This window comes from Bacillus sp. S4, assembly GCF_040838205.1.
GTDB classification, from domain to species: domain Bacteria; phylum Bacillota; class Bacilli; order Bacillales; family Bacillaceae_G; genus Bacillus_A; species Bacillus_A cereus_U.
The window spans coordinates 17018-30965 of the sequence record NZ_JBFPJI010000022.1 but is presented as its reverse complement, the minus strand read 5'-3'; the positions used below and the strand labels follow the sequence as shown (position 1 = coordinate 30965).

The following is a 13948-nucleotide window of genomic DNA, read 5'->3' as shown; positions in this document are numbered from 1 at the left end:
ATATTTTAAGTTTACAAATAGGAGAAGCAAACATGAATACAAAAAACTTAGTTTTCGTCGCTTTATTTAGTTCTATTATGGGAGTGCTAGGATTAATCCCTCCGATTGCTCTTGCTATTACACCAGTTCCGATTACATTACAATCACTTGGTGTTATGCTTGCTGGTGGACTGTTAGGATCACGTCTCGGTGCATTAAGTCAGCTTATTTTCTTACTTATAGTTGGAGTTGGAGCACCATTACTTGCTGGTGGACGAGGGGGTCCAAGTGTATTTGTTGGGCCAAGTGCAGGATATTTACTTGGTTATATCGTTGGAGCGTTTGTCATTGGATATTTAATTGAGCGTTTACGTGAAGTTTCTATTATAAAAGTATTATGCATTAATATAATTGGTGGTATTTTCGTAGTTTATGTATTTGGTATCATTGTCCAAGCTTTCGTAATGGATATTTCCGTATGGGAAACGATGAAAGTAAGTGTCGTATTTTTACCAGGTGATTGCATAAAGGCGACTATAGCAGCGATTCTTGTGACAAGATTACATCGCTCATTGAAACATATTATTACGCCTGCTTTAAAGAATAAAAAAATTACAAATGCAGGATAAGAAAAAGGAGAAACACGTTACTTGCGTGTTTCTCTTTATTATTTTGTAAAGAAAGGACGTCACATATGGGGATTACAAAAGAATACAAAAAGTATGCCTCTTTACAACCGAATAAAATAGCGATTAAAGAAAATGATAGAGTGTTAACATATAAAGATTGGTTCGAGTCAGTTTGTAAAGTAGCAAACTGGTTGAATGAAAAAGAATCGAAGAATAAAACAGTAGCAATTGTATTAGAAAATTGTACTGAGTTTTTACAAATATTTGCGGGTTCCGCAATGGCTGGATGGGTTTGTGTGCCGTTAGATATAAAATGGAAACGAGATGAACTTAAAGAAAGAATATCGATTAGTAAACCGGATATTATTGTGGCGGAGCAGTATAGGCTTAGTGATATATCGTGCGAAGAAGGAAGGGTTATTGAGATTGAAGAATGGAAAGAAATGATTGAGAACTATCCTCCTGCATATAATCCTGTAGAAAATGTACAAAACGCTCCTTTTTATATGGGATTTACATCAGGATCGACTGGGAAAGCAAAAGCATTTTTACGTGCTCAACAGTCATGGGTACATAGTTTTGATTGTAATGTACATGATTTTCATATGAAAAATACAGATTCTATTTTAATAGCTGGGACGCTTGTTCATTCTTTATTCTTATATGGGGCAATAAGTGCATTGTTTTTAGGGCAAACGGTACACATAATGAGAAAGTTTGTACCAGTTCAAGTGCTATCTAGTATAAAGGTAGAGAATATTTCTGTAATGTATACAGTTCCTACAATGCTTGAGTCTTTGTATAAAGAAAATAAAGTAATTGAAGGTGAAATGAAAATTATTTCGTCAGGAGCGAAATGGGAAGCTGAAGCGAAAGAAAAGATGAAGAATATGTTTCCTTATGCAAAAAGATATGAATTTTATGGTGCATCGGAGCTAAGCTTTGTAACGGAATTGGTCGATAAAGAGAGTGAAAGAAAGCCGAATTCAGTAGGGAAACCCTGTCATAATGTACAAGTTCGAGTATGTAATGAAGTAGGAGAAGAAGTACAGGTAGGCGAGGTAGGAACTGTTTATGTAAAAAGTGATCAGTTTTTTATGGGCTATGTATCGGATGGAGCTATAATCCCGCAATTGTCCAAGGATGGTTGGATGACAGTGCAGGATGTGGGTTACCAAGATGAAGAAGGCTTTATATATATTGTTGGTAGAGAGAAGAACATGATTTTATTTGGAGGAATCAATATTTACCCAGAAGAGATAGAAAGTTTGTTATATACGCATCCAGCTGTTGAAGAAATTGTTGTAGTTGGTGTGAAAGATAATTATTGGGGTGAAAAGCCTGTCGCTATCGTAAAAGGAAGTGCTACGAAGCAACAATTAAAGAGTTTTTGCTTACAACGATTATCCTCTTTTAAAATACCGAAAGAATGGCATTTTGTTGATGAAATACCTTATACAAATAGCGGGAAGATTGCTCGTGTTGCAGCAAAAAATATGATTGAAAACTAGGAGAAGATATATGAATAGAGCGGTTATTGTGGAGGCGAAAAGAACACCCATCGGTAAGAAGAATGGGATGTTAAAAGATTATGAAGTTCAGCAATTAGTAGCGCCGCTTCTTACGTTTCTAAGTAAAGGAATTGAGAGAGAAATAGATGATGTCATATTAGGAAATGTCGTTGGACCAGGAGGTAACGTTGCAAGATTATCTGCTTTAGAAGCAGGGCTCGGTTATCATATTCCTGGTGTAACGATTGACCGGCAATGTGGTGCTGGATTGGAGGCAGTACGTACGGCGTGTCATCTCATTCAAGGGGGAGCAGGTAATTGTTATATCGCCGGGGGAGTAGAGAGTACAAGTACGTCACCTTTTCAAAAGAGAGCGCGGTTTTCACCTGAAACAATTGGTGATCCTGATATGGGAGTAGCGGCTGAATATGTCGCGGAGCGTTATAACATAACGAGGGAAATGCAAGACGAGTACGCTTGTCTTAGTTATAACCGGACATTACAAGCGTTAGAAAATGGATATATACAAGATGAAATATTATCACTTAATGGATTATTAGATGAATCTATTAAGCGAGAAATGAATTATGAAAGAATGATTAAGAGAACGAAACCTGTATTTTTACAAAATGGAACGGTAACAGCAGGGAATTCGTGTGGTGTAAACGACGGAGCATGTGCTGTTCTTGTAATGGAAGAGGGGCAAGCTCGGAAATTAGGATATAAGCCTGTTCTTCGTTTCGTTCATAGTGCTGTAGTTGGAGTGGATCCGAATCTTCCAGGGACTGGTCCGATATTTGCAATGAATAAATTATTAAGTGAAATGAATTTAAAAGTAGAGGACATTGATTGTTTTGAAATAAATGAAGCATTTGCTTCAAAAGTTGTTGCTTGTGCAAAGGAGTTACAAATTCCTTTTGAAAAATTAAATGTAAATGGTGGAGCAATTGCGCTCGGTCATCCGTACGGTGCATCTGGAGCTATGCTTGTGACACGTTTGTTTTATCAAGCACAAAGAGAGCATATGAAATATGGAATTACGACGTTAGGAATTGGTGGTGGAATAGGGCTTGCGCTATTATTTGAGAAAGTAGAAAACTAGAAAGGGACTAGTTTTCTACTTTTTGAGGAACATAAGCATTACTACCAGGTTTTGCTTTTATTTCATTCCAAGCAGCGATAGCATCAGCTTTTGATTTCCCTTTGTTATTTGGATCTTCGAAAAAGTCGCGAGTGAAACGATTGTATTCAAACTGCGCGCTGATAGTTGTTTTGTATGTAGGATCTTTTTTTCGTTCGTTTTCTTCATACCAAAACGTTATCGCGTCTTCATATGTTTTTCCAACATTCTCTTTAAAAAATTTTTGAAGAGCTACTGTAAAGCGGAAGTTTGCTCCGATTTTTTCTTTGAAAAAAGCACGGACATCTTCGCTACAGCGGTGATTGTTAGTAATAATCGTTTGAAGAGAAAGTTCTTTATAAGAGAGGGAAGCTTTACTCACCTTTTGACTAGAGCTGTTTTTTAATATTTTACCAGTATGTAAATAATGTGAGATACGCTCGGTTATTTCAATCTTAGAGCCACTAGCTGACAAACCATGCTCACGACAAAATGTTTGGAGTTCTGCTTTTAACCAATAAAAGTTTTGGAAATCTTCAAGTGATATAGACTTTGTTAAAGGTGGACGCATAGATGTAACAACTTCTTTCTTCCATAATTTTCTTTAATTATAAAACATATGTTCTTTTTGTGGAAGGGTTTATTTGTAAATTTAATAGAAAAAGGGGAGAGATTATGACGAATGTAATGTAAGTTCGGGTTACTGGAATTTTAATTGAAGACGAAAAGGTATTGCTAGTAAAACAAAAAGAGATGCCACCTAGTCAAAAAGCTTCACTAGATGACATCTTCCTCATAAAATAATCTACACTGCTGACTGTAAAGAAGAAACAAGCCGACTTAAAAACTCATCTCCACTCATAATTGCTTTCCCACCGCCGCGAGCACTCTTTTTATTCCCGCCGCCTTTTCCTTCAATTGTAGGAAGGGCATCTTTTAAAAGAGTATTCATATCGAGTGTCACTGCTTTACCACAAGCAAGAATACATTGTAATTTGTCCTCATTTTCAATAACGAAATATGTAATTGCATGCTCTTGTTGTTCTGTAATGATAGCAGCTAGTTTTGCGACTTCTTGCATAGAGCGATTTGTAAATGCTCGAGAGATAAGTGTTCCAGCATGTATTTCTTCAGATTGTTGTAATAGTTCATTCGCTTCTGCAAATAATAATTTTTCATTCATTGCTTGTACTGCTTTTTCGTTTTCTTTTTGAGAAGTAAGAATCTGTGCTACTTTTGCTGGAATATCAGTTTCGCTACTGTTTAATTGTTTAGAAACATCTTTCATAATTTGTTGCTGTTGTCCCATTAGTTTAAGTGTGCGCCAACCAGCGATAAATGTTAAGCGGATGCCACCTTTATTGCGCTCCCAATTAAGTACTTGAATAGGACCTACTTCACCTGTACGTTTCGGATGCGTTCCACCACAGCCGTTGTAGTCGAAATTTTCGATAATAACAACGCGTATATTTTCTGTCATAGTAGGTTCTTTACGAAGAGGTAATGTTTTCGCTTCTTCTAAGTTCATCCACTGGGTATGGATTGGATGGTTTTCAAAAACAATTTTGTTGGCAATTTGCGCTGCTTTTTCAACCGTTTCTGTAGGAAGATTTTCCGTTTCTAAATCAATTGTTACCGTTTCTTTGCCGAGATGGAACCCAATTGTTGGTATGTCAAAATGGTCCCAAAAAGCAGCAGATAAAATGTGCTGAGCTGTATGTTGCTGCATATGATCAAAACGGCGCTCCCAATCTATTTTACCCTCTACTTCTTCTGTATGTAATTGTTCTATTATGAAATGACGAATTTCTCCATTTACTTCTTCAACGTTACTTACCGGAATACCATTTAAAGTTCCAGTGTCGTGTGGTTGTCCGCCGCCTGTTGGATAAAATGCAGTTTCATTTAAAACAACATATAAGTTTCCTTCTGTATCATGCTCTTGTTTTATAACTTTAGTTGTAAAGGTTTGCTGATAAGCATCGTTGTAATATAATTTTTTCTCCAATTTTCTTTCTCCTTTCTCATTCACTAGTTTCATTGTAAAGCAATTGAAATAAGTTTCCTAATATTTCAGAAGAAAGAAACTATTTTTAGAATTTTCTTGCTATAATAAGAAAAAGAAAATGCGGGGGTGGAATGAAAATGCTATATGAAAACGGCGTAGATAAGCTGCTTAGTTTAAGCAGAAATATTTCCGAATTATATCGAGAATTAAATGAGATGACCCGGATTTTAACGGAATGTAATCGAGAAAGTGTGAAATTTGATCGGTTATATGTAAAGGAGTTACTTTGGAAAAAAGAAGATGTAATGGAGAAGTATGATCAATTACTCGTCCAGCTTTGTGTTAATGAATGCTTTGATTTAAAAAGTGTAATCACTGGCGAATATAAGTATACATATGAAGAAGTAGAAAGCATTGTTTTAGAATTTAATGAAAAGTATAATGTAGCTATTTTGATTAAAGATGTTTGTAAAGAACTACAGTTTACATATGGAATTGATATGGAGATAACGAGAACAGCTCGGGTATAAACATCTCAAGTATAGAAAAAGGAAAAAGAAAGCAGATCCTTTGCTTTCTTTTTTTATGTAAGAAAAGGGAGAGTAGGTTTAAAGATGAAGGGGAAGTTACAAAATATTCATCCACTTGGAATGAGTATCATTATAGGGACATTATTTGCTAGGTTTGCAACTTCAATGAGCATTCCTTTTTTAGCGATTTATTTAACGACTGTTAAAGACGTATCAGCTGGAATGACCGGTGCTATCATTGGAACGAGTGCGCTTGTTGGAGTTTTTGCTAGTTTTATTGGGGGGAATTTATCGGATCGATTTGGCCGGAAAACGATTATGATATGGTCCATGATCGTTTGGATTTTTGTATTTATAGGGTTTTCAGTTGCAGATCATGTTTTTAGTTTCTTTCTATTAAACGCTTTGAATGGGTTATGTCGGTCTTTTTTTGAACCGACATCAAGAGCGTTATTATCAGATTTAACAAAACCAGAGTATCGTTTACTTGCGTATAATTTGCGGTATGGGGCAGTAAATGTCGGGGTAGCTGTTGGTCCAATTGTTGGATTGCAGCTCGGAAGTGCAAAATCAACAATTCCTTTTTTAGTAGCCGCTGGAGTGTACATTTTATATACAGTTATATTAGCGCTTCAATTTAAGAAATATCCACTTGATAAAAAGAAAGTAACTACAAAAAATCCGGTCACAATGTTAAATGCGGTTCGGATTTTGCGAAAAGACACAGTATTTTTAGTGGCTTTAGTCGGGATTATTTTGAGTAATAGTGGTTTTTCACATTTAACGACGACACTATCTCAATATTTTGCAAACGCACATATATTTCAAGATGGAGTAAAACTGTTCTCATATATGCTAACTTTAAATGCAATTACAGTAGTAGTTATTCAATACCCTGTTATTCAAATGTGTAAAAACTATACGCCGTTAGCGTCTATTATGGTTGGAACGTTATTTGTGAGCGGGGGATTGTTTGGATTTGGACTAGTAGAATCTATGTTAGGGGCTGCTATATGTACAATTATTTTTACATTCGGAGAAGTATTAATGTTTTCAATGACAGATGTATTTATTGATGAGATAGCTGTTTCACATTTGAAAGGGACATATTTTGGAGCTATGGGTTTTTCAGGAATTGGTGGAGTAATCGGGCCATGGTTTGGTGGGATACTTCTCGATTATTATGGGTATCAAAATGGCTTTTTAGTATTTTTAATATTAGCTATATTTTCAAGCATAGCGTTCCCAGTTCTTTTAGTGACAAAAGGTTTATTGAAAAAAAGATACTTTAGAAATTCTAAAATAGAAATACATGCGAAATAACATAAGCCCGAGCAAACTAAAAGGTTGCTCGGGCTTATATTTGTATTTATATCAATCGTTAATTCGAAAAAAGACTTTTTCTTCATGCTTATTGGCAACTTCGTTTTTGGAAATATGAATGGCTAAATATCCATTCTCTAAGCAGGCTAGCATCTTCTTGTAAATGATATTAGCAGGTAAAGGAATGATCCGCTGTAAAGAAGTGTTTTTATGAAGTATGCAAATGTTTAGGCCTGTCTCCATCTTTTTAATGAGTACATTTTGTGCAGTTGCATTTGGTACATCTGTTTCCAAAATGTATTCTTGTTCTGTTTCACAAAGGTCAATATGAATTTGATTTGGAAAACTAAAGTTACTACAAGAATCAGAACAAAATTGATCCATCCATTCTTCGAAACCATCAACATGAAAAAGACAATCCTTCTTTTTCTTGCCCATGTAAGACACCCTCCGTAAAATCTCAATTCATACTATGTTATGCATGAATGAACTAGAGGTGAAGAATAAATGAAAAAATATAAACATTGTATGTGGCAAAGGTAGCTAGTGTGAATATTTTGTTTTACATATCATGATGCGCATGATTTTTTTGACGAGAATGGTTACGGTTTTTCACTTTATGAGATCCGCTTAATGGTTCAGGTTGGCCTTTTTTTTCTTTAGATTCACGATTGTTTTTGCCCATTGTATATAACACCTCCTCTTCCTATTAGAATGAGAGAAGTTTGCTAATTTATACGAGAATGTTTTTAGAAAAAAAGGTAAAGATAAATGGGACTAACTATTATAGAAAGGGGATTGTATAATGCCATATCATAAAGATAAACAACAAGCTTTTCAAGCTGCACAGCAAGGAGTTACACAAGCAGAAAATACATTTAACAACATTGTAAAAAATGATCCAAACTACGGTCATGATTTAAAAGAGTTACGCCAAGAGGTCCAGGAAGCGTATGAACAGATTCAAAATGCGCTAGAAGTAGCTTCGGAAACACAACGTCCACAACTTGAGCAATACGAAAATAATCTCCAAAATATTATGCGAAATGTAGATCAATTAGAAAAGTAAATGAGGTTGTTGTGTATTCGACAACCTTATTACTTTAACGAACGCTATGTTGAAACAGAAGGTTTTTCTATTAGTTTTTTCTTTACTATGCGCAGTACATATATTTCAAGTGGACAAAGTGGAAGCTAAAATGTTGCTCAGAAAAGAACTAGAGCCAACTGGCTATGTAACGTGGGAAGTGCCAAATAATGAAAAGGTTATTGCAATTACGTTTGATGATGGACCAGATCCAACATATACGCCGCAAATTCTAGATTTATTACATCAATATAAGGCAGAAGCGACTTTTTTTATGATTGGATTTCGAGTTCAGCGTAATCCATATTTAGTAAAGCAAGTGTTGAAAGAAGGACATGAAATTGGAAATCATACGATGAATCATTTGTATGCGAGTAATTCATCGGATGAAAAATTAGAACATGATATTTTAAATGGAAAGAAATATTTTGAAAAATGGGCGAAAGAACCTTTATTGTTCCGTCCACCAGGTGGATATATTAATGATGCTGTATTTACTACGGCAAAAAGAGCTGGGTATCAAATTGTTCTATGGTCATGGCATCAAGATCCTCGTGATTGGGCGAATCCAGGTACTGAATCCATTGTAAATCATGTTGTGAAAAATGCTAAAAGTGGAGATATTGTACTGTTGCACGATGGAGGAAGTGATCGTAGTCAAACAGTGGCGGCATTAGCAAAAATTTTACCTGAGCTGAAAAAGCAGGGTTATCGATTTGTAACAGTTTCGGAGTTATTACGTTATAAACATTAGAGAAAATCCCAAAAGGTGTACCTTTTGGGATTTTTCGTTACTGATTCTTTTTTCGTTTCTTATTATTTTGTCGCTGCGCTGGTGTTAAAGGTTCGTTTGCGAACTCTTCGTTATAACCAGTTCCTTGTCCTTGTGCGGATGCAGCATTCATTCCTGAAATAATGTGATTGGCTTTTCGTTTACCCATTTTTCTCACCTCTATAATGTTTTTTATAGACGAACCATGAGTCGTTCATAGCATATATGAACGTAAAGTAAAACGCTGAAAGAGTGCTTTACTTTATAGTAATAGTATTAATAAAGAGCATGGACACTATTCAAATTTAGAAAGATAAAGAAAACTTATGATAATCCATAAGTTTCTTATTATTTACTTATTTAGAAAGTTGTAATAAGATATTATCGTAAGGTATTGAAAAGTTTGTCTACATTTTATATTCAGACAACTTAGTCACGTTTAACAGGGGGGAAACATAATGGTCAAACATAATCCATTTCAATCACGTGCAACTTTTGAACTAGATGGAAAGACGTATCATTATTATCAATTGAAAGCGCTTGAAAACGCAGGGGTTGGCAACGTATCTCAATTACCATATTCCGTGAAAGTTTTACTTGAATCTGTACTTCGTCAAGTAGACGGACGCGTAATTACAGAAGAACATGTTACAAATTTAGCGAAATGGGGAACGAAAGATGTTCAAGATATCGATGTTCCATTTAAACCATCTCGTGTAATCTTACAAGACTTCACAGGTGTTCCAGCTGTTGTAGATTTGGCTTCGCTTCGTAAAGCAATGGCAGATATGGGCGGAGATCCTGATAAAATTAATCCAGAAATTACTGTAGACCTTGTAATTGACCACTCTGTACAGGTTGATAGAGCGGGTACAGCAGACTCGCTTGCATTCAACATGGACTTAGAGTTTAAACGTAATGAAGAACGTTATAAATTTTTAAGCTGGGCACAGAAATCATTTGATAACTACCGTGCAGTTCCACCAGCAACAGGTATTGTACACCAAGTAAACCTTGAATATTTAGCACCGGTTGTTCATGCGGTGAAAAATGCTGAAGGTGACTTAGTTGCATACCCAGATTCATTAGTTGGAACAGACTCACATACAACAATGATTAATGGTATCGGTGTTCTTGGATGGGGCGTTGGTGGTATTGAAGCAGAAGCAGGAATGCTTGGACAGCCTTCATATTTCCCAGTGCCTGAAGTAATCGGTGTGAAATTAACTGGTACACTTCCAAGTGGTACAACAGCAACTGATGTTGCATTAAAAGTAACACAAGTGTTACGTCAAAAAGGTGTAGTTGGTAAATTTGTTGAGTTCTTCGGTAGTGGACTAAAGAGCATGCCTTTAGCTGACCGTGCAACAATTTCAAATATGGCACCAGAATACGGTGCAACTTGTGGATTCTTCCCAATCGACGACATTTCATTAGAATACTTACGTTTAACAGGTAGAGATGAAGAGCAAATTCGCGTTGTTGAAGAATATTGTAAAGCAAACGGTTTATTCTATACAGCAGACAATAAAGATCCAATCTATACTGATCTTGTTGAAATTGATTTAAATGCAATCGAATCTAACCTTTCTGGACCGAAACGTCCGCAAGATTTAATTCCGCTTTCAAATATGAAAGAAGAGTTCCATAAGGCTGTTGTAGCACCAGTTGGAACACAAGGACTTGGATTCAATGAGCAAGAGTTTGATAAAGAAGTGAAAGTTACATTAAAAGATCAAGAAGTAACGATGAAAACAGGCGGAATTGCAATCGCTGCGATTACAAGCTGTACAAATACGTCAAATCCATACGTATTAATTGGAGCAGGTTTAGTTGCGAAGAAAGCAATTGAAAAAGGACTTAAAGTACCTGGTTACGTAAAAACATCATTAGCACCAGGATCTAAAGTTGTTACAGAGTACTTAGATAAGTCTGGTTTAACAACGTATTTAGATCAATTAGGTTTCCAAACAGTTGGTTACGGCTGTACGACTTGTATCGGTAACTCTGGTCCATTAGCAGAGGAATTAGAAGAAGCAATCGCAGCAAACGATTTATTAGTAACATCTGTTTTATCTGGTAACCGTAACTTTGAAGGTCGTATTCATCCACTTGTAAAAGCAAACTACTTAGCATCACCACCACTTGTTGTGGCATATGCACTTGCAGGTACTGTTGATATTGACCTGAAAAATGATGAAATCGGTAAAGATGTAAATGGTAATGCTGTTTACTTTAATGATATTTGGCCATCAGCTAAAGAAATTGAAGATGTAGTTCAAAGTGTTGTTACATCTGAATTGTTCAAAAAAGAATATGCACAAGTATTTAACAGTAATGAGCGCTGGAATGAAATCCAAACTTCAAATGAAGCTTTATATACTTGGGATAATGATTCAACATACATTCAAAACCCACCGTTCTTTGAAGGATTATCTAAAGAGCCGGGTGAAGTTGAAACGTTATCAGGTTTACGCATAGTTGGTAAATTTGGAGATTCTGTAACGACAGACCACATTTCACCAGCAGGTTCAATTGGTAAGCATACGCCAGCTGGACGTTATTTACTAGAAAACGGCGTACAACCAGTTGACTTTAACTCTTACGGTTCTCGTCGTGGTAACCATGAAGTTATGATGCGTGGTACATTCGCAAACATCCGTATTAAAAACCAAATCGCACCAGGAACAGAAGGCGGATATACAACATATTGGCCAACTGGTGAAGTAACATCTATCTATGATGCTGCGATGAAATATAAAGAAGATGGCACAGGCCTTCTAGTTGTTGCTGGTAAAGACTACGGTATGGGAAGTTCTCGTGACTGGGCTGCGAAAGGTACAAACTTATTAGGTATTAAAGCAGTAATCGCAGAGAGCTTCGAGCGTATTCACCGCAGTAACTTAGTATTAATGGGCGTATTACCATTACAATTTAAAGATGGAGACAGTGCTGAAACGTTAGGTCTTGTTGGTGATGAGTCATTTGAAATTCAAATTGACAAAACGGTTAGACCACGCGATCTTGTAAAAGTAGTTGCAATCGATTCAGAAGGAAAAGAGAAGCAATTTGAAGTAGTAGCTCGTTTCGATAGTGAAGTTGAAATTGACTACTACCGTCACGGTGGTATCTTGCAAATGGTTCTTCGTTCGAAAATCGAAGAGTCTAAAGTGTCAAACTAAATAATTGAAATGAATGATAAGGAAGCTAACATTTGTTAGCTTCCTTACTTTATGTACAGAGGAAAAGGATGAAACCAATTTGGTTTCATCCTTTTCTTTTTATTATGCAAAATTGGAGGAATGACAATGAATGAGTATAGAAGAATAATGTTGCCGCTACTACAAGAAAAGTTATTGTTAATTAGTGCGATTTGTAGCGGGATAGTAGCTGCCATTTTAAATTTATCCCGTCCGCTATTTATGGGGCTAATTGTAGATAACCTTATTCAGCGGGAGTTAAAAGGTGCGTATGTATATATTGCTTTGTTTGCAGGGAGCCGCTTTTTGATGTGGGTGAACAATCTGTTATTTGATTATGGAAGCTCAAAAGTAAGTCAGCGAATATTACGAGAGAAGCGTATAGATGTATTACGTCATTTTTTCTTATTACCGTTTGAAGAAAGTGAGAAGGTAAAACAAGGGGAGTTAGAAACATTAGTCGTTTCTGATATTCCAAATTGGGTAAGGTTATATGGATCTTTATTAATAGAATACATCCACGCTATTGCACAATTTATTGGTGCGTTCATAGCTCTACAACATATCGATGTACAGTTCATATGGTGGATAACCCCGTTTTTATTTTTAAGTGCAATGGTTCCAATGTTTATGGGGGGAAAGGTAAGAAATATTGCGAGTATTTCTCAAAAGAATCAATCAATTGTTGTAGAGATGGTGTCACAATTTGTAAAAGGTATACAAGATTTGCGTAGTTTACAAAAAGAGAGCTGGGCAATTGGCTTATTTAAAGGAGTGACAGTAAAATCTTATAAAACAGAAGTAAAGAAGACGATGTTGCAACATTGTATTGGGATAGTTGGAACGGTAATAGAAACAGGAGCATATATAGTTGTTCTTATTATAGGAGCAAAAAAAATAATAAAAGGGGATATGGAAGTCGGTTCGCTTGTGGCGGTATTAGCTACAATTGAGATGTTATTTTTCCCCGTTCGTTATGCGAGTGATTTATTGATGATGACACAAGTTGCTATTGCTTCGGCCAGCCGAGTTTTTTGCTTTTTAGATATACAGGCTGAATACAGAAATGTAGAAAGAGCGATGGGAATGAGATTAACAAATGTTTCATTTCAAGAGAACGGTGAAGAGAGATGTAGAATTAAAAATATTCATTTGCAAATTAATCCTGGCGAACTCGTTATTATTGTGGGGGAAAGTGGTGCAGGAAAAACGACGCTTTTAAAATTAATCACGAGTTTATATAAACCATCTAATGGTAGTATTGCTTATTACGGTAATAAAGCTCGTATGACTACTATATGGCAGGAGCCTCGTTTTTTTCGAACGACAGTAAAAGAGAATATGTATTTTCAAGAAGGGGTCTTAGAAGAACAGTTAGAAAAAAATATTGAACTTGTAAATGCGAAGTCGATTATTAGGAGTTTATCTGAAGGTATTCAGACTGTACTACATAAAAGCGGTGAAGAGTTTTCGGGAGGAGAGAGAAAGCGTCTTGCGTTATTGCGAGCGATTGTATCAAATCCGAATCTCATTATTTTAGATGAACCGACTGCGGGATTAGATCCGAGCAATCAAGAAGTGGTTTGGAATATGCTTAAAGGGCTAGGGGGGAATGTAACGAGAATTGTGACGACACATGATGTCGAGAGGGCGATGATAGCGGATCGGATTGTTGTCATGAAGAATGGAATTATTGTGGAATGTGGGGATCCTAGAGAATTATTAAATTGTAAGTCATTGTTTAAAGAGATGCTAATAAAAAGATAAGAGCTATATAGCGCTCTTATCT

At 36.0% G+C, this 13948-nt stretch carries 14 protein-coding genes and 1 pseudogene; 10 read left to right on the top strand and 5 right to left on the bottom strand.

The genetic code is table 11. The features are described 5' to 3' along the window. Positions 1-32 precede the first annotated feature (32 nt). From AB3X48_RS05360 to AB3X48_RS05350, 3 genes are all read left to right on the top strand, one after another. Positions 33-608 (top strand): biotin transporter BioY, encoded by a 576-nt coding sequence (locus tag AB3X48_RS05360; RefSeq protein WP_002111152.1) that lies wholly within the window; start codon positions 33-35, stop codon positions 606-608. A 65-nt stretch (positions 609-673) separates the two neighbouring features. Next, positions 674-2119, top strand: coding sequence for an acyl-CoA synthetase (locus AB3X48_RS05355; RefSeq protein WP_016105835.1), 1446 nt, complete (start codon positions 674-676; stop codon positions 2117-2119). A 10-nt stretch (positions 2120-2129) separates the two neighbouring features. Beyond that, entirely contained in the window at positions 2130-3221 is a 1092-nt protein-coding gene (locus tag AB3X48_RS05350; protein WP_016105834.1) for an acetyl-CoA C-acyltransferase, read from the top strand. A 7-nt stretch (positions 3222-3228) separates the two neighbouring features. On the opposite strand, the gene AB3X48_RS05345 is transcribed toward AB3X48_RS05350, so the two are convergent. Beyond that, on the bottom strand, positions 3229-3810 hold the full coding sequence (locus AB3X48_RS05345; RefSeq protein ID WP_002128513.1) for a DUF6434 domain-containing protein: 582 nt from the start codon (positions 3808-3810) through the stop codon (positions 3229-3231). 59 nt (positions 3811-3869) lie between these two features. Between AB3X48_RS05345 and AB3X48_RS05340 the strand changes: the two are divergent. After that, positions 3870-3989, top strand: a pseudogene (locus AB3X48_RS05340) (NUDIX hydrolase); the annotation flags it as partial. Positions 3990-4044: 55 nt separating this feature from the next. On the opposite strand, the gene AB3X48_RS05335 reads toward AB3X48_RS05340, so the two are convergent. Beyond that, entirely contained in the window at positions 4045-5247 is a 1203-nt protein-coding gene (locus tag AB3X48_RS05335; RefSeq protein ID WP_165762445.1) for an alanyl-tRNA editing protein, read from the bottom strand. Between the two features lie 131 nt (positions 5248-5378). On the opposite strand from AB3X48_RS05335, the gene AB3X48_RS05330 reads away from it, so the two are divergent. Both AB3X48_RS05330 and AB3X48_RS05325 read left to right on the top strand, forming a co-directional pair. Beyond that, positions 5379-5777, top strand: a complete 399-nt coding sequence (locus AB3X48_RS05330; protein ID WP_088099413.1) for a hypothetical protein — start codon at positions 5379-5381, stop codon at positions 5775-5777. Positions 5778-5861: 84 nt separating this feature from the next. After that, positions 5862-7100 carry an MDR family MFS transporter gene (locus AB3X48_RS05325; protein ID WP_016105831.1) on the top strand — a complete coding sequence of 413 codons (1239 nt, stop codon included), beginning with the start codon at positions 5862-5864 and terminating at the stop codon, positions 7098-7100. Positions 7101-7151: 51 nt separating this feature from the next. On the opposite strand, the gene AB3X48_RS05320 is transcribed toward AB3X48_RS05325, so the two are convergent. Together AB3X48_RS05320 and AB3X48_RS05315 are read right to left on the bottom strand one after the other, a co-directional pair. Further along, positions 7152-7538: an Hsp20/alpha crystallin family protein gene (locus tag AB3X48_RS05320; RefSeq protein WP_016105830.1), complete on the bottom strand. Its 387-nt coding sequence runs from the start codon at positions 7536-7538 to the stop codon at positions 7152-7154. A 124-nt stretch (positions 7539-7662) separates the two neighbouring features. Beyond that, complete coding sequence (locus AB3X48_RS05315) at positions 7663-7785, bottom strand: small acid-soluble spore protein P (protein ID WP_000517651.1); 123 nt, start codon at positions 7783-7785, stop codon at positions 7663-7665. 120 nt (positions 7786-7905) lie between these two features. Between AB3X48_RS05315 and AB3X48_RS05310 the strand changes: the two genes are divergently transcribed. After that, positions 7906-8169 carry a hypothetical protein gene (locus tag AB3X48_RS05310; RefSeq protein WP_016105829.1) on the top strand — a complete coding sequence of 88 codons (264 nt, stop codon included), beginning with the start codon at positions 7906-7908 and terminating at the stop codon, positions 8167-8169. 46 nt (positions 8170-8215) lie between these two features. Beyond that, positions 8216-8941, top strand: a complete 726-nt coding sequence (pdaB, locus tag AB3X48_RS05305) for a polysaccharide deacetylase family sporulation protein PdaB (protein WP_082187244.1) — start codon at positions 8216-8218, stop codon at positions 8939-8941. 37 nt (positions 8942-8978) lie between these two features. Here pdaB and sspO read toward each other — a convergent pair whose 3' ends face one another. Next, positions 8979-9128, bottom strand: a complete 150-nt coding sequence (gene sspO, locus AB3X48_RS05300) for a small acid-soluble spore protein SspO (protein WP_016105827.1) — start codon at positions 9126-9128, stop codon at positions 8979-8981. A gap of 289 nt (positions 9129-9417) precedes the next feature. On the opposite strand from sspO, the gene acnA reads away from it, so the two are divergent. Next, positions 9418-12141: an aconitate hydratase AcnA gene (acnA, locus tag AB3X48_RS05295; protein ID WP_088099411.1), complete on the top strand. Its 2724-nt coding sequence runs from the start codon at positions 9418-9420 to the stop codon at positions 12139-12141. A gap of 126 nt (positions 12142-12267) precedes the next feature. Beyond that, a complete protein-coding gene (locus tag AB3X48_RS05290) occupies positions 12268-13926 on the top strand; it encodes an ABC transporter ATP-binding protein (protein WP_088099410.1) in 1659 nt (552 codons plus the stop codon). Positions 13927-13948: the final 22 nt, after the last annotated feature.

Excerpts from the sequence above, each read along its gene's own strand:
- AB3X48_RS05355 (WP_016105835.1), top strand. The coding sequence starts at position 674 with ATGGGGATTACAAAAGAATACAAAAAGTATGCCTCTTTACAACCGAAT.
- pdaB (WP_082187244.1), top strand. The coding sequence starts at position 8,216 with ATGTTGAAACAGAAGGTTTTTCTATTAGTTTTTTCTTTACTATGCGCA.
- AB3X48_RS05315 (WP_000517651.1), bottom strand. The coding sequence starts at position 7,785 with ATGGGCAAAAACAATCGTGAATCTAAAGAAAAAAAAGGCCAACCTGAA.
- AB3X48_RS05320 (WP_016105830.1), bottom strand. The coding sequence starts at position 7,538 with ATGGGCAAGAAAAAGAAGGATTGTCTTTTTCATGTTGATGGTTTCGAA.
- AB3X48_RS05350 (WP_016105834.1), top strand. The coding sequence starts at position 2,130 with ATGAATAGAGCGGTTATTGTGGAGGCGAAAAGAACACCCATCGGTAAG.
- AB3X48_RS05325 (WP_016105831.1), top strand. The coding sequence starts at position 5,862 with ATGAAGGGGAAGTTACAAAATATTCATCCACTTGGAATGAGTATCATT.
- AB3X48_RS05360 (WP_002111152.1), top strand. The coding sequence starts at position 33 with ATGAATACAAAAAACTTAGTTTTCGTCGCTTTATTTAGTTCTATTATG.
- AB3X48_RS05345 (WP_002128513.1), bottom strand. The coding sequence starts at position 3,810 with ATGCGTCCACCTTTAACAAAGTCTATATCACTTGAAGATTTCCAAAAC.
- acnA (WP_088099411.1), top strand. The coding sequence starts at position 9,418 with ATGGTCAAACATAATCCATTTCAATCACGTGCAACTTTTGAACTAGAT.
- AB3X48_RS05290 (WP_088099410.1), top strand. The coding sequence starts at position 12,268 with ATGAATGAGTATAGAAGAATAATGTTGCCGCTACTACAAGAAAAGTTA.
- AB3X48_RS05330 (WP_088099413.1), top strand. The coding sequence starts at position 5,379 with ATGAAAATGCTATATGAAAACGGCGTAGATAAGCTGCTTAGTTTAAGC.
- sspO (WP_016105827.1), bottom strand. The coding sequence starts at position 9,128 with ATGGGTAAACGAAAAGCCAATCACATTATTTCAGGAATGAATGCTGCA.
- AB3X48_RS05310 (WP_016105829.1), top strand. The coding sequence starts at position 7,906 with ATGCCATATCATAAAGATAAACAACAAGCTTTTCAAGCTGCACAGCAA.